The 20,251-nt window shown below is 60.3% G+C and carries 16 protein-coding genes and 1 pseudogene; 12 read left to right on the top strand and 5 right to left on the bottom strand.

Translation table 11 applies throughout. From position 1 onward, the window contains the following. Positions 1-3: 3 nt before the first annotated feature. Both argJ and secA read right to left on the bottom strand, forming a co-directional pair. A complete protein-coding gene (argJ, locus tag TK42_RS16835; RefSeq protein WP_005790945.1) occupies positions 4-1,221 on the bottom strand; it encodes a bifunctional glutamate N-acetyltransferase/amino-acid acetyltransferase ArgJ in 1,218 nt (405 codons plus the stop codon). A 124-nt stretch (positions 1,222-1,345) separates the two neighbouring features. Further along, positions 1,346-4,081: a preprotein translocase subunit SecA gene (gene secA, locus TK42_RS16830; protein ID WP_005790947.1), complete on the bottom strand. Its 2,736-nt coding sequence runs from the start codon at positions 4,079-4,081 to the stop codon at positions 1,346-1,348. Between the two features lie 306 nt (positions 4,082-4,387). Here secA and TK42_RS16825 point away from each other — a divergent pair, with 306 nt between their 5' ends. After that, positions 4,388-4,843, top strand: a complete 456-nt coding sequence (locus TK42_RS16825; RefSeq protein ID WP_005790949.1) for a DUF721 domain-containing protein — start codon at positions 4,388-4,390, stop codon at positions 4,841-4,843. A 3-nt stretch (positions 4,844-4,846) separates the two neighbouring features. On the opposite strand, the gene TK42_RS16820 is transcribed toward TK42_RS16825, so the two are convergent. Then, the gene (locus tag TK42_RS16820; RefSeq protein WP_103734709.1) at positions 4,847-6,325 is read right to left on the bottom strand and encodes a helicase HerA-like domain-containing protein; all 1,479 of its coding nucleotides are present in this window, start codon (positions 6,323-6,325) and stop codon (positions 4,847-4,849) included. A 205-nt stretch (positions 6,326-6,530) separates the two neighbouring features. On the opposite strand from TK42_RS16820, the pseudogene TK42_RS27380 reads away from it, so the two are divergent. The 5 genes and pseudogenes from TK42_RS27380 to TK42_RS16800 all read left to right on the top strand — a co-directional run. Then, positions 6,531-7,562, top strand: a pseudogene (locus TK42_RS27380) (cache domain-containing protein); the annotation flags it as partial. Positions 7,563-7,655: 93 nt separating this feature from the next. After that, positions 7,656-8,420: a methyl-accepting chemotaxis protein gene (locus TK42_RS27375; RefSeq protein ID WP_371920269.1), complete on the top strand. Its 765-nt coding sequence runs from the start codon at positions 7,656-7,658 to the stop codon at positions 8,418-8,420. A 148-nt stretch (positions 8,421-8,568) separates the two neighbouring features. Then, positions 8,569-9,690 (top strand): glycosyltransferase family 1 protein, encoded by a 1,122-nt coding sequence (locus TK42_RS16810; protein WP_103734707.1) that lies wholly within the window; start codon positions 8,569-8,571, stop codon positions 9,688-9,690. Continuing rightward, entirely contained in the window at positions 9,683-10,426 is a 744-nt protein-coding gene (locus TK42_RS16805; RefSeq protein WP_103734706.1) for a DUF2334 domain-containing protein, read from the top strand. Before TK42_RS16810 ends, TK42_RS16805 begins: the two co-directional genes overlap by 8 nt. Further along, positions 10,423-11,532: a lysylphosphatidylglycerol synthase transmembrane domain-containing protein gene (locus tag TK42_RS16800; protein WP_103734705.1), complete on the top strand. Its 1,110-nt coding sequence runs from the start codon at positions 10,423-10,425 to the stop codon at positions 11,530-11,532. The genes TK42_RS16805 and TK42_RS16800 overlap by 4 nt, the downstream gene beginning before the upstream one ends. Before the next feature lie 124 nt (positions 11,533-11,656). On the opposite strand, the gene purU is transcribed toward TK42_RS16800, so the two are convergent. Further along, positions 11,657-12,505 carry a formyltetrahydrofolate deformylase gene (gene purU / locus TK42_RS16795; protein ID WP_005790961.1) on the bottom strand — a complete coding sequence of 283 codons (849 nt, stop codon included), beginning with the start codon at positions 12,503-12,505 and terminating at the stop codon, positions 11,657-11,659. 350 nt (positions 12,506-12,855) lie between these two features. Between purU and mvaT the strand changes: the two genes are divergently transcribed. Then, on the top strand, positions 12,856-13,230 hold the full coding sequence (mvaT, locus tag TK42_RS16785) for a histone-like nucleoid-structuring protein MvaT (RefSeq protein ID WP_005790963.1): 375 nt from the start codon (positions 12,856-12,858) through the stop codon (positions 13,228-13,230). Between the two features lie 90 nt (positions 13,231-13,320). Here mvaT and sbcB read toward each other — a convergent pair whose 3' ends face one another. Then, entirely contained in the window at positions 13,321-14,748 is a 1,428-nt protein-coding gene (sbcB, locus tag TK42_RS16780; protein WP_103734703.1) for an exodeoxyribonuclease I, read from the bottom strand. 167 nt (positions 14,749-14,915) lie between these two features. On the opposite strand from sbcB, the gene TK42_RS16775 reads away from it, so the two are divergent. Genes TK42_RS16775 through TK42_RS16755 form a run of 5 tightly spaced genes read left to right on the top strand, consistent with a single transcriptional unit; the run spans position 14,916 to position 20,247 of the window. Then, positions 14,916-15,608, top strand: coding sequence for an RDD family protein (locus TK42_RS16775; RefSeq protein ID WP_032879683.1), 693 nt, complete (start codon positions 14,916-14,918; stop codon positions 15,606-15,608). Further along, positions 15,605-16,585 carry a stage II sporulation protein M gene (locus TK42_RS16770; RefSeq protein WP_103734702.1) on the top strand — a complete coding sequence of 327 codons (981 nt, stop codon included), beginning with the start codon at positions 15,605-15,607 and terminating at the stop codon, positions 16,583-16,585. The genes TK42_RS16775 and TK42_RS16770 overlap by 4 nt, the downstream gene beginning before the upstream one ends. Further along, positions 16,572-18,101 carry a DUF4129 domain-containing protein gene (locus TK42_RS16765; protein WP_032879680.1) on the top strand — a complete coding sequence of 510 codons (1,530 nt, stop codon included), beginning with the start codon at positions 16,572-16,574 and terminating at the stop codon, positions 18,099-18,101. The genes TK42_RS16770 and TK42_RS16765 overlap by 14 nt, the downstream gene beginning before the upstream one ends. Then, entirely contained in the window at positions 18,098-19,255 is a 1,158-nt protein-coding gene (locus tag TK42_RS16760; RefSeq protein WP_103734701.1) for a DUF4350 domain-containing protein, read from the top strand. Before TK42_RS16765 ends, TK42_RS16760 begins: the two co-directional genes overlap by 4 nt. Continuing rightward, positions 19,252-20,247, top strand: coding sequence for a MoxR family ATPase (locus TK42_RS16755; protein ID WP_078822203.1), 996 nt, complete (start codon positions 19,252-19,254; stop codon positions 20,245-20,247). Before TK42_RS16760 ends, TK42_RS16755 begins: the two co-directional genes overlap by 4 nt. Positions 20,248-20,251 lie beyond the last annotated feature (4 nt).

Below are 20,251 nucleotides of genomic sequence, written 5' to 3'. Positions count from 1 at the left end.
GTATCAGGTACGGTATTCCGCGTTGATCTTCACGTATTCGTGGGACAGGTCGGTAGTCCAGATGGTTTCGCTGCACTCGCCGCGGCCCAGTTCGATGCGGATGGTGATTTCTTCCTGCTGCATCACCGCCGAGCCCTGGGCTTCGGTGTAGGTTTCGGCACGGGCACCGCGGCTGGCGATGCATACGTCGCCCAGGAACACGTCGATCTTGCTCACGTCCAGGTCCGGCACGCCGGCACGGCCAACGGCGGCCAGGATACGCCCCCAGTTAGGGTCCGATGCAAACAGTGCGGTCTTGATCAGCGGCGAGTGAGCAACGGTGTAACCCACATCCAGGCATTCCTGATGGTTGCCGCCGCCATTGACTTCAACCGTAACGAACTTGGTCGCGCCCTCGCCGTCGCGCACGATGGCCTGGGCCACCTCCATGCACACTTCAAACACGGCCTGTTTCAACGCCGCAAACAGCGGGCCTTCGGTGGACGTGATTTCCGGCAAGTTGGCCTGGCCAGTGGCGATCAGCATGCAGCAGTCGTTGGTGGAAGTGTCGCCGTCGATGGTGATGCGGTTGAACGACTTGTTGGCGCCATCGAGCATCAGGCGCTGCAGCACATCGCGGGAGACTTTGGCGTCGGTGGCGATATAACCGAGCATGGTGGCCATATTCGGACGGATCATGCCTGCGCCCTTGCTGATACCGGTCACGGTGACGGTCACGCCGTCATGCACGAACTGGCGGCTCGCGCCTTTTGGCAAGGTGTCCGTGGTCATGATGCCGGTGGCCGCAGCCGCCCAGTTATCCACAGACAGGTCATCCAGCGCAGCCTGAAGGGCGCCTTCGATTTTTTCCACTGGCAGCGGCTCACCGATCACGCCGGTGGAGTACGGCAGCACTTGGCTGGCGTCCACGCCGGCCAGTTGCGCCAGCTTGGCGCAGGTGCGCGCAGCCGCCACGAGGCCAGGCTCGCCGGTGCCGGCGTTGGCGTTGCCGGTATTGGTCAGCAGGTAGCGAATCGACCCGGCCACCCGCTGCTTGGCCAGGATCACTGGCGCGGCGCAAAAAGCGTTGAGGGTGAATACACCTGCCACGGTCGAGCCTTCGGCACAGCGCATCACTACCACATCCTTGCGCCCCGGGCGCTTGATGCCGGCCGAAGCGATACCGAGTTCAAAACCGGCGACCGGGTGCAATGTGGGCAAAGGACCAAGACCAACAGCCATGTATGCGCTCCTTGAAATAGATGATGTCTGTGCCGTCGCTATCGACGGTGGGAATTAATGGCAAAACGCCGCGACGGCTGGTGCCGGTCGCGGCGCGGGGGTGTTGCAGCGTCAGGCGAAAATCTTATTCGATCTGGCCGTGGCAGTGTTTGTATTTCTTGCCCGAACCGCAGAAGCACAGCTCGTTGCGGCCCAGTTTCTGATCATTGCGAACCGGGCTTTGAGCCAGGGCCACGTCGACCTCTTCACCCAACGCTTCAGGCGCTTCCAGGCCCGGAGCCTCGTCATGCTGGAACTGCATCCGCGCAGCCAGCGCCTCGGCTTCCTGACGCAGGCGTGCCTCTTCCTCGATCGGGTCTTCGCGACGCACCTGAACGTGGGACAGCACGCGAATCGAATCGCGCTTGATCGAATCCAGCAGCTCGGAGAACAGCGTGAACGACTCGCGCTTGTACTCCTGCTTCGGGTTCTTCTGGGCGTAACCGCGCAGGTGGATGCCGTGACGCAGGTGGTCCATGGTCGACAGGTGGTCTTTCCACAGGTCGTCCAGCACGCGCAGCACGATTTGCTTCTCGAAGGTGCGCAGTGCTTCGGCACTCGCCTGCTCTTCTTTCTCGTTGTACGCGGCCAGCAGTTCGGCCATCAGTTTTTCGCGCAGGGTTTCTTCGTACAGGTGGTCGTCTTCGTCCAGCCATTGCTGAACCGGCAAGTCGACACCGAAGTCGCTCTTCAACGCGGCTTCCAGGCCGGCAACATCCCACTGTTCAGGCAGGGACTGTGGCGGGATATGGGCGCTGACGGTGGCGTTGAGCACGTCCTGACGGAAGTCAGCGATGGTCTCGCCAATATTGTCGGCGGCCAGCAACGTGTTACGCATGTGATAGATCACTTTACGCTGTTCGTTGTTGACGTCATCGAACTCGAGCAGTTGCTTGCGAATGTCGAAGTTGCGGCCTTCGACCTTGCGCTGGGCTTTCTCGATGGCGTTGGTCACCATGCGGTGCTCGATCGCTTCACCGGACTGCATGCCCAGGGCCTTCATGAAGTTCTTCACCCGATCAGAGGCGAAGATGCGCATCAGGCTGTCTTCCAGCGACAGGTAGAAACGGCTGGAACCGGCGTCCCCCTGACGGCCGGCACGGCCACGCAGCTGATTGTCGATACGGCGCGATTCGTGACGCTCGGAGGCGATCACCTGCAAGCCACCGGATTCCAGCACGGCCTGGTGGCGCTTCTGCCAGTCAGCCTTGATCTGGGCGATCTGCTCAGGGGTCGGGTTGTCGAGCGAGGCCACTTCCACTTCCCAGTTGCCGCCCAACAGGATGTCGGTACCACGACCGGCCATGTTGGTAGCGATGGTCAGCGCGCCAGGGCGACCGGCCTGGGCAATGATCTCGGCTTCCTTTTCGTGGAACTTGGCGTTGAGTACCTTGTGCTCGATGCCTTCCTTGTTAAGCAGGTTGGACACGTGCTCGGAAGTTTCGATAGTGGCGGTACCCACCAGGATCGGGCGGCCCTTGGCCATGCCGTCCTTGATATCGTTGATGATCGCCGCGTATTTCTCTTCGGCAGTCAGGAACACCAGGTCGTTGTAGTCTTTACGCGCCAACGGTTTGTTCGGCGGAATGACCATCACGGCCAGGTTGTAGATCTGGTGGAATTCGAACGCTTCGGTGTCGGCCGTACCGGTCATGCCGGACAGTTTGTTGTACAGACGGAAGTAGTTCTGGAAGGTGGTGGACGCCAACGTCTGGCTTTCGGCCTGGATGTTGAGGTGTTCCTTCGCTTCGATGGCCTGGTGCAGGCCTTCGGACAGACGGCGACCGGGCATGGTACGACCGGTGTGTTCGTCAACCAGCACGACCTGGCCGTCCTGCACGATGTATTCGACGTTGCGATGGAACAGCTTGTGGGCGCGCAGGCCGGCATACACGTGGGTCAACAGGCCCAGATTGTGCGCCGAGTACAGGCTTTCACCCTCGGCCAGTTCGCCGATCTGGGTCAGCATCTCTTCGACGAACTGGTGACCGGCTTCGTTGAGTTCGACCTGGCGGGTCTTCTCGTCGATGGTGAAGTGACCTTCTTTGGTCACCACGCCTTCGACTTCCTCGATGTGCTGCTCCAGGCGCGGGATCAACTTGTTGATCTCGGTGTACAGGCGCGAGCTGTCTTCGGCCTGACCGGAGATGATCAGCGGCGTACGGGCTTCGTCGATGAGGATGGAGTCGACTTCGTCGATCACGGCAAAGTTGAGTTCACGCTGGAATTTTTCTTCCATGCTGAACGCCATGTTGTCGCGCAGGTAGTCGAAACCGAATTCGTTGTTGGTGCCGTAGGTGATATCGGCGGCGTAGGCAGCGCGCTTCTCTTCCGGCGGCTGGAACGGCGTTACCACGCCGACGGTCAGGCCGAGGAATTCATACAGCGGGCGCATCCAGTTGGCGTCCCGGCGGGCCAGGTAGTCGTTCACCGTCACAACGTGCACGCCCTTACCGGACAGTGCGTTGAGGTAAACGCCCAGGGTTGCCACCAGGGTCTTGCCTTCACCGGTACGCATTTCGGCAATCATGCCTTCATGCAAGGTCATGCCGCCGATCAACTGGACGTCGAAGTGGCGCATGCCCATAACGCGCTTACCGGCTTCGCGGGCGACCGCGAAGGCTTCGGGCAGCAGCTTGTCGAGGGTTTCACCTTTGGCTATGCGGGCCTTGAACTCTTGGGTCTTGGCGCGCAATTGCTCGTCCGACAGAGCAACCATCTGCTCCTCGAAGGCATTGACCAGCTGCACCGTCTTGAGCATGCGTTTGACTTCGCGCTCATTCTTGCTTCCAAAAAGTTTCTTTAACAAAGGCGCAAACATATCGGCAGGTTCTTCCACACATAGGGATGGAGGGCGCACCGTGAGTGGCCCGAGCAGCCCTCACGGCCGCATTGCGAACGCGCATTCTACCCGGAATCGTGGGTGAGGAAAGTAACGTTGTTTCCCGATGCAGGCGCGGCGCTATGAGAGGGCTTGTTTAAAATAAGGGCTTTTGCGCGAACTTCAACCCATAGAGCGCAGAAGTTACTTATTGATTTCATGGGTAAAGCCCAGCCAAGGCATGGCTGCGGGGCATACCGGCGCTTTCTGGTAAGATAACCGCTCTGTTACCTAAGGTGTCTAAACATGGCATTTCGCCCTCTTACAGCCCGCGCTCCCGGCGTGTTGCTTCGCGAAGCCAAGCCGTTGAAAGCCATCTTTGGCCATGCGCAACGCTTGGGCCGTTTGCAGCGCCTGCTTGAAAGCCAGTTGCAACCGGCCGCACGTGAGCATTGTCATGTGGCGTCCTGGCGAGAAGGCAATCTGCTATTAATTGTCACTGATGGCCATTGGGCCACACGCTTGCGCTATCAGCAAAAACGCTTGCAGCGCCAGTTGATGGTCTTTGACGAGTTCGCCGGTTTGACGCGCATTCAGTTCAAGGTACAGCCGCCCACCGTGCCGCAAGGCGCAGTGGGGCATACAATGGACCTGTCGGAAAATGCGGCCGAAACCCTCCAGGCAACCGCCGAAGGGATCAGCGACCCAGGCTTGCGCGCAGCCCTGGAACGGCTGGCCGCTCATGCCCGGCCCAAAGCCTGAACACTACTTGCGTTTGCTGCCGCCCAGCAACGAGCCCAACAGGCCACGTACCAACTGGCGCCCCATTTGATTGGCCGCCTGCTGCATGGCTGACTTCAGCGCCTTGCCGGCAGTAGTCCCCAGGAATGCACCGGCCTTGTCGGTAAAGCTCGGTTCTTCGGCGGTCGGTGCGGTTTCCTCGGTGGGCCCAAGTTCCTTGCGAGCCATCAGCACTTCATAGGCCGACTCCCGGTCAACCGGTTTGTCATAGCGGCCCAACAGCGGCGAACTGGCGACCAATGCCGCACGCTCTGCTGCGCTGAGCGGCCCGATCCGCGATTGCGGGGGAGCAACCAGTACGCGCTGGACGACTTCCGGGGTGCCCTTTTCCTGCAAGGTTCCCACCAACGCCTCACCCGTCCCCAACTCTGTGAGCACCGACAAGGTATCGAAGGTCGGGTTGGGCCGGAAACCGTCGGCCACCGCCCGCAGGGATTTCTGCTCTTTGGCGGTGAACGCACGCAAACCATGCTGAATGCGCAAACCCAGTTGCGCCAGCACCGTATCCGGCAAGTCGCCCGGCGATTGGGTGACAAAGTACACGCCGACGCCTTTGGAGCGGATCAAGCGTACGACTTGCTCCAGACGTTCCTGCAAGGCTTTTGGCGTATCCGCGAACAGCAAATGCGCCTCGTCGAAAAACAGCGCCAGCAGCGGTTTGTCGGCATCGCCACGCTCCGGCAACTGCTCAAACAACTCTGCCAGCAGCCACAACAGGAAGGTCGCGTAGACCTTCGGCGCTTCATGCACCAGCCGGCTGGCATCGAGCAGATGAATGCGCCCGCGGCCATCGCTGGCCGGTTGCAGAATATCTTCAAGTTGCAGGGCCGGCTCGCCAAACAAGGCTTCGGCGCCCTGCTGCTCCAGCACAGCCAGGCGTCGCAACAGCGCCTGGCTGGAACCGGTGGTCATCAACGCCGCGTCTTCACCCAGCAGCTCCGGGTGATAGCGCAGGTGATTGAGCAGTGCCTTGAGATCCTTGAGATCCAGCAGCAACAGACCTTCGCGGTCGGCCACCTTGAAGGTCGCATAGAGCGCCGATTGCTGGCTGTCAGTCAGCTCCAACAAGCTGCCGAGCAACAACGGGCCCATTTCGCTGATGGTGGTGCGCAGCGGATGGCCGGACTGCCCGTGGATATCCCACAGGGTGACCGGATACGCCTGGGCCGTGTAATCCAGGAACGGCATACCGGCAATGCGCTCGGCCACTTTGCCCTGAGGGTTGGCGGCGGCGCCCAGGCCACAGAGGTCGCCCTTGATGTCAGCGGCGAACACCGCCACGCCCGCATCACTGAAGGCTTCGGCCAGGCGCTGCAAGGTGACGGTCTTGCCGGTGCCGGTGGCGCCGGCGATCAACCCGTGACGGTTGGCCAGGCGCATGGACTGGGCGATGGGCTGGCCGTCAAGGCCGGCACCGATAAGCAGTTGTGTGGAGTCAGGCATTTCGTCACCTATGGTTAATCTTTAGTGCCGCGAGGTCGATATAGACGGATGTAAGCCCGACAAAGACTAAAAAATGGTCAGATAATTCCGATATGGACCAACGGAGCTATCACCAGAAATACCACACCTTTTTTAACGCTGCCATTTTGCGCCTCCCCTATAGGACGCGCCTCGGATATTAAGACCTTAGCGGACCCTACAAGCCATGAATAAAAATCTGCGCTTCAGCCACAAGATCCTGCTTGCAGCCTCCCTTATCGTCATCGCCGCCTTTGCGTTGTTTACCCTTTACAACGACTACCTGCAGCGCAATGCGATTCGTGACGATCTCAATAACTACCTGCACGAAATGGGCGACGTTACCGCCAGCAATATCCAGACCTGGCTCACCGGGCGTATCGCCCTGGTGGAAAACGCTGCGCAAAACATTGCCATCAACCCTGAACCGTCCGTGGTTGCCAGCCTGCTGGAACAGAAAGCGCTGACGTCTTCGTTCATGGCGACCTACGTGGGTGACAGCCAGGGCACCTTCACCATTCGCCCTGACACCAAGATGCCCGACGGCTTCGACCCGCGTGTTCGCCCCTGGTACAAGGGCGCCCAGGCCAGCAATGGCTCAACCCTGACCGAACCTTATATAGACGCGGCCACCGGGCAACTGATCATCTCCGTGGCCACCCCCAGCGCCAAGGGCGGCCAAAGTATCGGTGTGGTAGGCGGCGACCTGAGCCTGCAAACCCTGGTGGATAACATTGGCGCGCTGGATTTCGGCGGCATGGGTTATGCCTTCCTGGTCAGTGCCGACGGCAAGGTGCTGGTGCACCCGGACAAAACCCTGGTGATGAAGACCCTGGCTGACGTGTATCCAAAGGACACGCCGAAGATCAGCAGCGACTTCAGCGAAGTACAAGCCAACGGCAAAACCAACATCGTGACCTTCACCCCGATCAAGGGCCTGCCATCGGTGAACTGGTACCTGGGTGTGTCGGTGGATAAAGCCAAGTCGTTCGCCATGCTCAGTGAGTTCCGCACATCAGCCGTGATCGCCACGATCATCGCGGTGGTGATCATCATCGCCTTGCTGGGCATGTTGATCCGCGTGCTGCTACAGCCGTTGCACCTGATGACCCGGGCCATGCAGGACATCGCCGACGGCGAGGGCGACCTGACCCGGCGCCTGATCATCCAGAACAACGATGAGTTCGGCACCCTGGGTACGGCCTTCAACCGCTTCGTGGAGCGCATCCACACCTCGATTCGCGAAGTCTCGTCAGCCACCGAGCAGGTCAATGAAGTGGCGCTGCGCGTGGTCAGCGCCTCCAATTCGTCGATGGTCAACTCCGACGAACAGGCCAACCGCACCAACAGCGTCGCCGCCGCCATCAACCAACTGGGTGCCGCCGCCCAAGAGATCGCGCGCAACGCTGCGCAAGCCTCCAATCAGGCCAGCGACGCCCGGCATTTGGCTGAAGACGGCCAGCAAGTGGTTGAGCGCAATATCAAGGCAATGACGCAGTTATCGAGCATGATCAGCGCCTCCAGCAGCAATATCGAAGCACTTAACAACAAAACGGTGAATATCGGCCAGATCTTGGAAGTGATCACCAGCATTTCCCAGCAAACCAACCTGCTGGCGCTCAACGCCGCCATCGAAGCGGCGCGCGCCGGGGAAGCCGGGCGTGGCTTTGCGGTGGTGGCCGATGAAGTGCGCAACCTGGCCCATCGCACTCAGGAATCGGCGCAACAGGTGCAAACGATGATCGAGGAGCTACAAGTGGGCGCGCGCGATTCGGTCAGTACCATGAGTGAAAGCCAGCGTCACAGCCTGGACAGCGTTGAAATCGCCAACCTGGCCGGTGAGCGCTTGAACAGCGTGACCCAGCGCATTGGCGAGATCGACGGCATGAACCAGTCGGTCGCCACCGCCACTGAAGAACAGACCTCGGTAGTGGAGTCGATCAACATGGACATCACCGAGATCAACACCCTCAATCAGGAAGGGGTGGAAAACCTGCAATCGACGCTGCGCGCCTGCTCGGACCTGGAACAACAGGCCTCGCGCCTGAAGCAATTGGTGGGTAGCTTCCGGATCTGAGGTCCCCCACCTTAATCCACCTGTAGGAGCGAGCAAGCTCGCTCCTACACAGTGCATTTGTCCGCTCCCGCCACCTTCATCCTGCGAATCTAAACCGAACATCTATCCTTACCTCAGGTCCATCTAGGGAGAGCAATGGATCGGAGGGATGTTCATCGTGCATATCGCTGACATAACCATGTTCTACGCCCCGGCAAGCGGTGGCGTACGCACTTACCTCGATGCCAAGCATCGACGTCTGGCGCTCAAGCCCGGGATTCGCCATAGCCTGTTGATCCCCGGCGCGCACTTGAGCGAACAGGACGGGGTCTTCAAAGTACCGGCCCCTGCCCTGCCCTTTGGCAAGGGTTACCGCTTCCCCCTTCGCCTGGCGCCCTGGCGAAATGTCCTGCACGATTTACAGCCCGATCTGATCGAAGTCGGCGATCCATACCTGACTGCCTGGGCCGCGCTGGATGCCCGGCGTCAGTTGGATGTGCCGGTCATCGGCTTCTACCACTCCGACCTGCCGCTGCTGGTGAGCAACCGCATGGGTCCCTGGTTTACTCCCAACGTTGAAGCCTATGTCAGCAAACTCTATGGGAATTTTGACCGGGTGCTCGCCCCCAGCCAGGTAATGGCCGACAAACTGAGTGGACTCGGGGTAAAAAACGTCTTCGTCCAACCCCTGGGGGTTGACCTGCACACCTTCACCCCGGATGTGCGCGACCCCGGCCTGCGCGCCGAACTGGGGATTGGCGAGGATACGCGGCTGTTGATCTTCGCCGGACGCGGTTCCAAGGAGAAGAACCTGCCGGTACTGCTCAACTGCATGAAGCGCCTGGGCGAGGGCTACCACTTGTTGCTGGTGGGCTCCGGTATGACAGCCAGCGTGCCGGACAATGTCACTGTGATAGATGGTTTCCGCCCCGCTCACCATGTCGCCCGGCTGATGGCCAGCGCCGACGCCTTGTTGCATGGCGGCGACCAGGAAACCTTCGGCCTGGTGATTCTGGAAGCCATGGCCAGTGGCATCCCGGTCGTCGCCGTCGCGGCCGGGGCCTTTACCGAGATTGTCGATGAGCGCTGTGGCCTGCTGTGTGCCCCCAACGACCCCAAGGCGATGGCCGATTCGGTGCGCGAACTGTTCAGCACCGACAGCCGGCGTTTGGGCGCCCAGGCTCGGCGCCATGTCGAGCAGCATTACGCGTGGGACACGGTGGTCGACAGCCTGCTGGGGCATTACCACTCGGTGCTGGGCAGTCACAAGCCGATGCTCGCCCATGGCTGAACCTGCGCTGATGCTGGTGCTGCACGACGTGGCACCGAGCACCTGGGCCGACTACCGGCCCTTTGTCGAGGCCGTCGATGCCTTGGGCAACGTGCCCATCACCTGGCTGGTGGTGCCGGATTTCCATCACCATGATGCCCTGGCAGCCCACCGCGATTTTCGCCAGCTGCTCGACAGCCGCATCGCCAAGGGCGACGAATTGGCCTTGCACGGCTATTACCACTGCGACGACCAACCTGCGCCGCGTTCGCTGAAAGAGTGGTTCATGCGGCGCATCTACACCCATGAAGGCGAGTTTTACCAGTTGTCCGAGGCCGAGGCGTTACGGCGTCTTACTGCCGGCATCGAAATATTCCAGCGCAATGACTGGCCGTTGCACGGCTTTGTCGCCCCGGCCTGGTTGATGAGCGAAGGCACCCGCCAGGCGTTGCGCCAGTTACCGCTTTGCTACACCAGCGACCCGCAGCATCTTTATCGCCTGCCTGACTTCACTCCTATCGATGCCCCGGGTCTGGTCTGGAGCGCCCGCAGCGCCTGGCGCCGCGGGCTGTCCAAAGTGCTCAGCGACCGGCGCGAACAGCGCTGGCGCGAGGCCCCGCTGATCCGATTGGGATTGCACCCGGTGGACATGCGCCACGAGTTTTCCCGTCGTTATTGGCTGCAAACCCTGCAACGCCTGCTCAACGCGGGTCGTCGCCCCCACACCAAGGCCGCCTGGCTGAAGACGCTGTCATGAGCCGACTGATCTGGCTGCTGTTGGCCCTCTTGGTCGCGCTGTTGATACCCGTATGGCTGGGCGGCGGCGAAACGGTTGCGCGCCTGCGGCAGTTTCCCTTGCCCCAACTAGTGGGGATGTTTGCCATGATTATCGGCTGCTGGCTGATCAACAGCCTGCGTCTGCGCCTGTTGCTGGGCGAGCAAGGCAGCCAACTGGGACGACTCAAAAGCCTGGGGGCAGTGATATCGACCGAGTTCGCCATGTGCGCCACGCCCGGCGGCAGCGGCGGACCGCTGACCCTGATGGCGTTGTTGGCGCGCAATGGCATACGCCCTGCCCGTGCGAGCGCGGTATTCGCCATGGACCAGTTGAGCGATTTGCTGTTTTTTCTGTGCGCCTTGGCGGGAATCGTTTTGTATGCGCTGTTCCATAGCCTCAACCCGCGCCTGGAATGGTTGCTGGGGCTCAGTGTCATATCGATGATCGGCGGGATCATCAGTGGCCTGGCGGTGGTGCGTTTTCATCGTCGGCTGATTCGCCTGGCCGGCGCGATGCTCAAGGCCATTAGGGTAAGGGCCCCCACCCGTCGGCGCTGGGCTCGCAGGTTGCTGCGTTTTCTCGCGGCGTTCACTGCCACACTGAAATTACCCTGGCCCTTGTTGCTCGGAGTGTTCGCGCTGACCAGCCTGCATTGGTTGTTGCGCTACAGCGTGTTGTACCTGGCGCTGCGCGGTTTGGGCGGGGATGTGCAGTGGGCCTTGAGCTTCCTGATCCAGATGCTGTCCCTGACGGCGGGGCAGTTCAGTCTGTTGCCGGGCGGGGCGGGAGCGGCAGAGCTGACATCAGCGGCCTTACTGGCCCCCATGGTCGGCAAGTCCACTGCGGCAGCGGCAATCCTGATCTGGCGGGCGGTCACCTATTACTTCTATCTGCTGGCCGGCGCCCCGGTCTTTGTGCTGATGGTCGGCAAACCGCTGTTCAAGCGTCTTTTACAGGGTCGACAGGCGGCTCGTCCTGCGCCTGCAGCTGTTCCCACAAACGGGCCGCATCGGGAAACTCAGTACCATCCTCGGCGCCCAGTGCCTGCGGGTCGTAGCGACTCAGACAACCCTCGCCCACCGTAGCGGGCGCCCTGGAGGTGGCTTTATCGAGTGGATCGGTCATAGAGGCCTCCTTGATAGCAGGAATAAAAAAGGGCCTGAGGAGTTTTACTCCCAGGCCCCTGCTTATTCAACCAAACCCGAACGATCAGAACACCACGGTCTTGTTGCCGTGTACCAATACCCGATCTTCCAGGTGGTAACGCAGGCCACGGGCCAGCACCATCTTCTCGACGTCCCGGCCAAACCGCACCATGTCTTCGATGCTGTCACTGTGGCTGACACGCACCACGTCCTGTTCGATGATCGGGCCGGCGTCCAGCTCTTCGGTGACGTAGTGGCACGTCGCGCCAATCAATTTCACGCCGCGCAGGGAAGCCTGGTGATACGGCTTGGCCCCAACAAACGATGGCAAGAAACTGTGATGGATATTGATCACCTTGCCGGCGTATTCGCGGCACAGTTCAGGTGGCAGGATCTGCATATAGCGCGCCAGCACCACCACATCCGCTTCGTGCTGCTTGACCAGGCGCGACACCTCGGCGAATGCCGGCTCCTTGTCCTGCGGGTTGACCGGTACGTGGTAATACGGGATGCCATGCCACTCGACCATGCTGCGCAGGTCGTCATGGTTGGAGATCACGCAGGCGATCTCGCAGTCCAGCTCGTCGCTGTGCCAGCGGTGCAGTAGATCTGCCAGGCAGTGGGATTCGCGGCTGGCCATCAGCACCACGCGTTTTTTCTGTTCCGTGTCGGTGATGTGCCAGGTCATCGAAAACTCTTCAGCGATGGGCGCAAACGCCTCGCGGAAAGCTTCCAGGCCAAAGGGCAGCGTATCGGCACGAATTTCGTGACGCATGAAAAACCAACCGCTGAGATCGTCCGAGTGATGGCTCGCCTCGGTGATCCAACCATTGTGGGAAGCCAGAAAGTTACTGACCTTGGCAACGATGCCAACCCGGTCCGGGCAAGCAATCACCAGCCGAAAAGTGCGCATTAGGGGGAAACTCCAGAACTTCGCAAAGGCCGCTATTCTAGCGATTGCGCAGAAAAACTGCAGTATTCCTTGCGCCTTATTCTGCAGCCGCCTGGTGGCAACAGCCCTTAATAGCGTAAGGCTTTACCATCGCTATATGACCGTACAACGGTACGCCCAGACAGTTAGCGAAAAATTAAGGTATTTATCTTTCGGCGTAACGGCTGCCAATTAACACTTTTGCATCGCTTTGCCACAAACATTCAATCTGCTTCACATAAATATCTTCTTAAATGTTTACTTGGTGAAATTGCCTGACTATTATTAGGCCACTCACCCTGTCAATCAGCGTTCTACATAAGGTAGTCCACATGTCCCTGATCAACGAATACCGCGCCACCGAAGAAGCAATCAAAGAGCTGCAAGCCCGTTTGAAGAACCTGTCCCAAGACGACAAGCTGCAAACCGAGCTGGAATTCGAAGGCAAACTGCGCACCCTGATGGGTGAATACTCCAAATCCCTGCGTGACATCATCGCGCTGCTGGATCCAGAGTCGAAAGTTAAAGCGCCGCGCGGCGCTGTAAAAACTACCGGCACCAAGCGTGCTCGCAAAGTCAAGCAATACAAAAACCCGCACAACGGCGAAGTGATTGAAACCAAAGGTGGCAACCACAAAACTCTGAAAGAGTGGAAAGCCAAGTGGGGCGGCGACGTAGTTGAAGGTTGGGCGACTCTGCTGGGCTAAGCCTGGTCGGACGTTCACCCGATACGCTACACATTAAAAACGCCAGCTTGCTGGCGTTTTTTATTGTCTGAATACTCAGCAATTACCGGCCTACAGGCTCAGGCGGGCTGCTAAAGAATCGGCATAGTCCTGCCATTGATCCAGCACCTGGCACTGAAATGAGGTGGCACTAAGCGCCAACTCCTCGCGCGCCTGCTTAAATGCCATCAGGGTATTCGGTGCTCCCCACTGCGGATCTGACAAACGTTGCCGACAGAAAAGTCTCCAGCGTTGTTGCTCCTCTGTATTCAAGGTTTCAGGGAAGTTACGTGCGCGATAGCGAAATAATAATTCCGGCAAACGATGATCATCGAACGGCCACGATTGATGTGCTAATTGGGCGGGCTCTGCCATGCGAACTTGTTCACATAACCGGCGATCCCGATCGCCAATAAAACCATCGTAGAGCTGCTGCTCCGGGTCTGCATTCGAGGCAAAGTCTTCCTCGGCGTAAATGGCCGCCAACTTGTCGCGCCAAACTTCCTGTGCGTCAGTTAGCCGCAGCGCCCGCGCCTGATAGGTGCTCATATCCAATTGCAGACGCTCGCGGTCTTGCGCACGCAACACCTTCAACGGTGCTACCACCGGGCAGCGGTTGATATGCAACAACTTGAGGGGCACTGGCAGTTCACCGTCCGCCAACTCATCACGGCGTGTATAGAGGCGCTCGCGCAAGGTCTGTGCATCCAGGTCCAGCAACCCCTGTGGGTCGAGCCCAAGGTCGCAGACGATCAACGCATTGCGGTTGCGCGGGTGCCAGGCCAGGGGCAAGACCACGCCCAGGTAATGGCGCTCGGCGGAAAAACGCCCGGAGATATGCACCATTGGTTGCAACAACCGCACCTCATCCATAACTCGCTGCTTGCTGCGCAGTTGAAATAACCACTCGTACAGCCTGGGCTGCTTTTGCCGAACCAATCGCGCCAGGGCGATGGTTGCACGCACATCAGATAACGCATCGTGTGCCTGACCATGGTCGATACCATTGGCGTGGGTCAGCCGCTCCAGCTTGAGCGTCACGCGCCCGTCCTGCTCAGGCCAGATAATGCCCTCCGGCCGCAGCGCATAGGCAGTGCGCATCACGTCGATCAAATCCCAACGGCTGTTACCGCCCTGCCACTCGCGCGCGTAAGGGTCGAAAAAATTGCGGTACAGGCTGTAGCGCGTCATTTCATCGTCAAACCGCAGCGTGTTGTAACCGGCGCCGCAGGTGCCTGGCGCGGCCAACTCGGCGTGCACCCGGGTCATGAAGTCGGCTTCGGCAAGGCCCTTCTGTGCCAGGACGCCTGGCGTGATACCGGTGATCGCGCACGCAGCCGGATGGGGCAGAATATCGTCGCCGGGCTGACAATAAAGATTGATCGGCGCACCGACCTCGTTGAGTTCGAGATCGGTGCGAATACCGGCTACCTGGAGCGGGCGATCGTTGCGCGGGTTGATACCGGTGGTTTCATAGTCGTACCAGAAAATCGAGGTCACGGGCTATTCCTGTGCTGAAGACCGACAAAGTCTAGGCGCTGCAAGGTGCCTGGGGCCAGCGATACCTTTACTGTATAAATATCCAGCAAAACCTTGAGTGGTTGCTTCCAGCGTCGACACTGCTAGCATCCGTGTCTCCTAACCACTTTGCACTGCCAGGGATCGCAATGCCGCCAGCTCCTTTGGATACCCATTACCAAATCGAGACCCCGGAGGGGATCGACCTGCCCTTGCGCCCTGCCGGCCTGCCATCCCGGGCATTGGCTTTTGCATTCGACCTGGGTGTGCGTGGCATCATCATGGGCATCCTGCTGGTGCCCCTGGCGCTGCTGGGCAATATTGGCATCGGGCTGGGGTCGCTGCTGCTGTTCCTGGTGAGCTGGTGGTACATGGTGCTGTTTGAAGTGCTCAACCAGGGCTGCTCGCCGGGCAAGCAGGTCATGGGCCTGCGGGTGGTGCAGGATGACGGCACCCCGATTGGCTGGTCGGCGTCGCTGATCCGCAACCTGCTGCGCTTTGTCGACATGCTGCCTTTTGGTTATTTCCTCGGTGCGATCAGCTGCCTGCAACACCCGCACTTCAAGCGTCTGGGCGATCTGGCCGCCGGTACACTGGTGGTCTACCGCGAACTACCGCTGGTGCGCCCGCGTATCCCTCAAGCCGCCGCGCTGCGCCTGCCCTTTGCACTGGAGTTGAGCGAACAGCGGGCCATCCTCGGTTTTGCCGAGCGCCAGGCGGAGCTGTCTGCCGAACGCGTGCATGAACTGGCGGCGATCCTCGCCACGCCCCTGCAAGTACCTCCGGCGCGCGCCGTGGAGCAACTCAACGGTGTGGCCCGTGGCTTATTGGGGCCGACATGAAGCAGAGTCTTTTTGAAAGCCGCCACCAGCAGCAATGGCAAACCTACGCGCAGCAACTTGAGCAGTTGGAGCAAGGCAAAGCCAAGGCTGGCGGAGTGGCTGACTTCCCTCACCAGTATCGACGCCTGTGCCAACACCTGGCCCTGGCCCAACAGCGTGGCTACAGCAGCTACCTGGTAGACCGGCTGCAGCAACTGGCGCTGCGCGGCCATCAACAGTTGTATCGCCATCGCAGCCAACTGGCGGCCAAGATACTGGCGTTCCTGCTCGCCGATTTCCCATGCCTGGTACGTGAACAGTGGCGCTTCGTACTGATCGCCGGTCTGCTGTTCTTCGGCAGCCTGGTGGGCATTGCACTGCTGGTCTACCTGTTCCCCGACCTGATCTACAGCATCGTCAGCGCCCAACAGGTGGCCGAGATGCAGGGCATGTACGACCCCGCCGCCAGTCGTCTGGGGCGCGCTGCCGAGCGTGCAGCCAGCGAGGACTGGATGATGTTTGGCTATTACGTGATGCACAACATCGGCATCGCCTTCCAGACGTTTGCCGCCGGCCTGTTGTTTGGCCTGGGCAGCGTGTTCTTCCTGATTTTCAACGGCTTGGTCATCGGCGCGGTCTCAGGGCACCTGACCGACATTGGCTATGGTCAAACCTTCTGGTCATTCGTCATCGGTCATGGCGCATTCGAATTGAGCGCCATTGCGCTGGCCGGTGCCGCGGGTTTGCAATTGGGTTGGTCACTGATCGCTCCCGGGCGGCTGGCACGCAGCGAGGCCTTGCGCCTGGCAGCCCACAAAAGTGTGCGGATACTCTGCGGCGTCATGGTGTTTCTGCTGATCGCGGCGTTCATCGAAGCCTATTGGTCCTCCACCACCCACATCGAGCCCTGGCTCAAATACCTGGTAGGCACCGCGCTCTGGCTGCTGGTGGCCGTTTATCTGATCTTCGCCGGACGGACTCGCCATGCGCCTGACTGACGCCAGCGTGGTGATTCGCCCGCGTACTTCCTGGGAAGCCATGGACCTGGGCGTACTGATGGCCAGGGAACATCGTTTGCTGCTGATGGGCAGTTGGGCAATGGTGAGCCTGCCGGTGTTTATCTCGCTGACCGTGCTGCTGTGGAATTACCCGTCGCTGGCCATGTTTCTGTTCTGGTGGCTCAAGCCGGCCTTTGACCGCTTGCCGCTGTACATTCTTTCCAAAGCCCTGTTTGGCGAGCCCCCCCGTCTCAAACAGGCCGTTCGCCAGTGGCCGCAACTGCTCAAGGGCCAACTGTTCGCCAGCCTGACCTGGCGACGCCTGAGCATGAGCCGCAGCTTTACGTTGCCGGTAGGTCAACTTGAAGGCCTCGAGGGTCAGGCGCGGCAACAGCGCCTGGGGATATTGCTGCAACGTAACGCTGGTGCCGCCCGCTGGCTGACCATTATCGGCGTACACCTGGAAATCGGCCTGTGGTTCGGCGCCATGGCGCTGTTCTATTTATTCATCCCGCAGCAGCTGGAAATGGATTGGGACTGGCAACGCCTGGCACTGGCAACCAGCCCGAACGTGCTGTGGCTGGAGCACCTGGGCAATGCCTTTTACGCGCTGATCCTGGTGTTCTGGGAACCCATCTACGTTGCCTGTGGTTTCAGCCTGTACCTCAATCGGCGTACGGCTCTGGAAGCCTGGGACCTGGAGTTGGTATTGCGCCGTTTGCGTCAGCGCCTGAGCAGTGCTGCGTCGCTGTTGTTGCTGGTCGTCGGGCTGACGCTCATACCGTTCAGCCCACCCGCCATGGCCGATGAATCAACGGGCCATAAGCCACTCAATACCCAGGCTGCCAGTCAGTCCATCAAGGCACTGCTGGACAAGCCGCCCTTCAAGAATCCGGAAACCGTCACCCGTTATCGGTTTGGTGAAGAAAAAACACCGGTTAAAAGCACAGCCCGTGGCGACGGTAAATTACCCGGTTGGCTCCAGGCCTTACTCGACAACCTCAACAGCGACACCTTCAAACCCCTCGCCAAAACCCTGGAAATACTATTGTGGAGCCTGGTGATTGGTGGGCTGGCCCTGGTGGTGTGGCGTTACCGTGAGTGGCTACGCACCTTTGTCAGCCGCAGCCGGCGCGCCCGCCCTGCAACCGCCACACCTACCCCCGCTCAGTTGTTCGGGCTTGAGCTGGGGCTCGATACATTGCCGCAAGACATCGCCAGCGCCGCCGAACAACTATGGCCCACTCAGCCAAGGCAAGCCCTTGGCCTGCTGTATCGCGGCCTGCTCAGCCGGCTGCTGCATGAATTCGACCTGCCGCTCAAAAGCGCCGACACCGAAGGCCAGGTGCTGGAGCGCGTTCGACACTTGCAACAACCGCAGTTGCTGGCGTTCAGTGACGAACTGACGCGTCACTGGCAAAACCTCGCCTATGGTCATCGCCTGCCGCCCTCCTCGACCCAACAAAAGCTGTGCAGCGATTGGCGCGCTCTGTTCAATGACGGAGCCAGCCAATGAACCGGCCATTATCGTGGGTGGCGCTGCTGCTGGTGTGCCTGCTGGGCATGGGTGGCTTGTACGCCTGGCACAAGGCAATCCCCTATGACGAAATGGTGGATCGCGGCCCATCGCCGGATGCACTCGCCAATCCTTATCTGGCCGCCGAGCATTTCCTGCACCAGCAAGGCCTGGTGGTGGAACGCGCCAACGGCCTTGAACGGCTCGCGGACCTACCCGCCAAAGGTCATAGCCTGTTGCTGCTGGGGGAACGCAGCAACATGACCCCGCGCCAGGTCGAGCAACTGCTGGGTTGGACAAACGCCGGCGGGCACTTGCTGCTGGTCGCCGAGGCATTGTGGGACGAGGAGACCAGCAAGAGCGGCGACCTGCTGCTTGATCGCCTTGATATCCACCAGGCTTTGAGCGAAACCTTCGACGAACCGGCGCCTGCCCGTAAAAAGCCTGCGGCAGACTTGACCAGGCTTTATGTCGACAACGAAACCGCCTCGGCGTATTTCAGTTTTGACACCGACTTCAACCTCATCGACCCCAAACACCTGGCGCAGTTTTCCGCCAACAGCGCCCATTCAAGCCACCTGATGCAACTCAACCTGGGGCACGGCCGCGTCACTGTGATTACCGATAGCGACCTGTGGAAAACCCCAAGCATCGGCCAACACGATAACGCCTGGTTACTGTGGTACCTGACCCAGGAGACTGACGTCACCTTGCTGTTCAACAGTGAAACGGACGATCTGTTTACCCTGTTGATTCGATATTTCCCACAGGCCCTCGTCGCCCTTGCGGCACTGCTTGCCCTGGCGCTATGGCAGGCCGCCATGCGCCAGGGCCCGATCCAGGCACCGACGCCCAAGGCACGTCGGCAGCTCCAGGAACATTTGAAGGCCAGCGCCGATTTCCTGCTGCGCCGCAGCGGCCAGGGCACCTTGCTGCAAGCCTTGCAGCACGACATCCTGCGCGCCGCCCGGCGACGCCATCCAGGCTTTGAGCATCTCGATACAGCAGAGCAGTGGCAGGTGCTGGAACACCTGACGCGACAACCCCCTCACATCATCAGCCAGGCGCTCGAACCACTGACGCAGAAACGGCTCTCCAGCGCCGACTTCAGCCGACAGGTTGCGTGCCTGCAAACCCTCAGGAATGCCTTATGAGCGACTCTCCAATGGCCACCGCCCTGACCGCCGAGAACCTGCAACGTGCCAGCCAGCAAGCCCAGGCCCTGCGTGTGGAATTGCGCAAGGCAGTGATTGGCCAGGATCAGGTGATTGACGATGTGCTCACCGCCTTGATCGCAGGCGGCCATGTACTGCTCGAAGGCGTACCCGGGCTCGGCAAGACCTTGCTGGTACGTGCCCTGTCCCGATGCTTTGGCGGTGATTTCGCCCGTATCCAGTTCACCCCGGACCTGATGCCCAGCGATGTCACCGGCCACGCCGTGTACGACCTGCAGACCGAACAGTTCAAACTGCGCAAGGGGCCATTGTTTACCCACCTGTTGCTGGCCGACGAAATCAATCGCGCCCCGGCCAAGACCCAGGCAGCGTTGCTCGAAGCCATGCAGGAACGCCAAGTCACCCTTGAGGGCGAGGCATTGCCCATCGGCGAGCCCTTCATGGTGCTGGCGACCCAGAACCCCATCGAGCAGGAAGGCACCTACCCGTTGCCCGAGGCCGAGTTGGACCGGTTCATGCTCAAGGTCCGCATGGACTACCCCGACGCCCAACAAGAACTGGACATGGTCCGCGAAGTGACGCGCTCATCCAGGGCAGACATGCTGGATGTGCAGCCGTTGCGCACTGTGCTGCAGGCCGAGGATGTGGTGCTGATGCAGCAGATCGCCAGTGACGTGCCCCTGGATGAACAGGTGCTCGATTACGCTGTGCGCCTGGCGCGCGCCACACGCAGTTGGCCAGGACTGACCATCGGTGCCGGGCCCAGGGCCTCTATCGCCCTGGTACGCGGCGGCCGGGCTCGGGCGCTGTTGCGTGGTGCAGAATTCGTGACACCCGATGACATCAAGGGCTGTGCCCTGGCAGTGCTGCGGCATAGGGTACGCATCGCGCCGGAACTGGACATCGACGGCCTGGAGGTGGATCAGGTGCTCAAGCAGTTGCTGGATCAAGTAGCGGCGCCAAGGCAATGACACG

It is taken from the genome of Pseudomonas sp. GZJR-8, from assembly GCF_002916705.1.
Classification (GTDB): domain Bacteria; phylum Pseudomonadota; class Gammaproteobacteria; order Pseudomonadales; family Pseudomonadaceae; genus Aquipseudomonas; species Aquipseudomonas synxantha_A.
Note: the sequence above shows the minus strand (reverse complement) of the source record. Positions and strands in the feature narration are given on the sequence as shown.

What these genes read in the sequence shown, in the direction of transcription:
- argJ (WP_005790945.1), bottom strand. Translation starts at nt 1,221, where the DNA reads ATGGCTGTTGGTCTTGGTCCTTTGCCCACATTGCACCCGGTCGCCGGT.
- secA (WP_005790947.1), bottom strand. Translation starts at nt 4,081, where the DNA reads ATGTTTGCGCCTTTGTTAAAGAAACTTTTTGGAAGCAAGAATGAGCGC.
- TK42_RS16825 (WP_005790949.1), top strand. Translation starts at nt 4,388, where the DNA reads ATGGCATTTCGCCCTCTTACAGCCCGCGCTCCCGGCGTGTTGCTTCGC.
- TK42_RS16820 (WP_103734709.1), bottom strand. Translation starts at nt 6,325, where the DNA reads ATGCCTGACTCCACACAACTGCTTATCGGTGCCGGCCTTGACGGCCAG.
- TK42_RS27375 (WP_371920269.1), top strand. Translation starts at nt 7,656, where the DNA reads ATGGTCAACTCCGACGAACAGGCCAACCGCACCAACAGCGTCGCCGCC.
- TK42_RS16810 (WP_103734707.1), top strand. Translation starts at nt 8,569, where the DNA reads ATGTTCATCGTGCATATCGCTGACATAACCATGTTCTACGCCCCGGCA.
- TK42_RS16805 (WP_103734706.1), top strand. Translation starts at nt 9,683, where the DNA reads ATGGCTGAACCTGCGCTGATGCTGGTGCTGCACGACGTGGCACCGAGC.
- TK42_RS16800 (WP_103734705.1), top strand. Translation starts at nt 10,423, where the DNA reads ATGAGCCGACTGATCTGGCTGCTGTTGGCCCTCTTGGTCGCGCTGTTG.
- purU (WP_005790961.1), bottom strand. Translation starts at nt 12,505, where the DNA reads ATGCGCACTTTTCGGCTGGTGATTGCTTGCCCGGACCGGGTTGGCATC.
- mvaT (WP_005790963.1), top strand. Translation starts at nt 12,856, where the DNA reads ATGTCCCTGATCAACGAATACCGCGCCACCGAAGAAGCAATCAAAGAG.
- TK42_RS16775 (WP_032879683.1), top strand. Translation starts at nt 14,916, where the DNA reads ATGCCGCCAGCTCCTTTGGATACCCATTACCAAATCGAGACCCCGGAG.
- TK42_RS16770 (WP_103734702.1), top strand. Translation starts at nt 15,605, where the DNA reads ATGAAGCAGAGTCTTTTTGAAAGCCGCCACCAGCAGCAATGGCAAACC.
- TK42_RS16765 (WP_032879680.1), top strand. Translation starts at nt 16,572, where the DNA reads ATGCGCCTGACTGACGCCAGCGTGGTGATTCGCCCGCGTACTTCCTGG.
- TK42_RS16760 (WP_103734701.1), top strand. Translation starts at nt 18,098, where the DNA reads ATGAACCGGCCATTATCGTGGGTGGCGCTGCTGCTGGTGTGCCTGCTG.
- TK42_RS16755 (WP_078822203.1), top strand. Translation starts at nt 19,252, where the DNA reads ATGAGCGACTCTCCAATGGCCACCGCCCTGACCGCCGAGAACCTGCAA.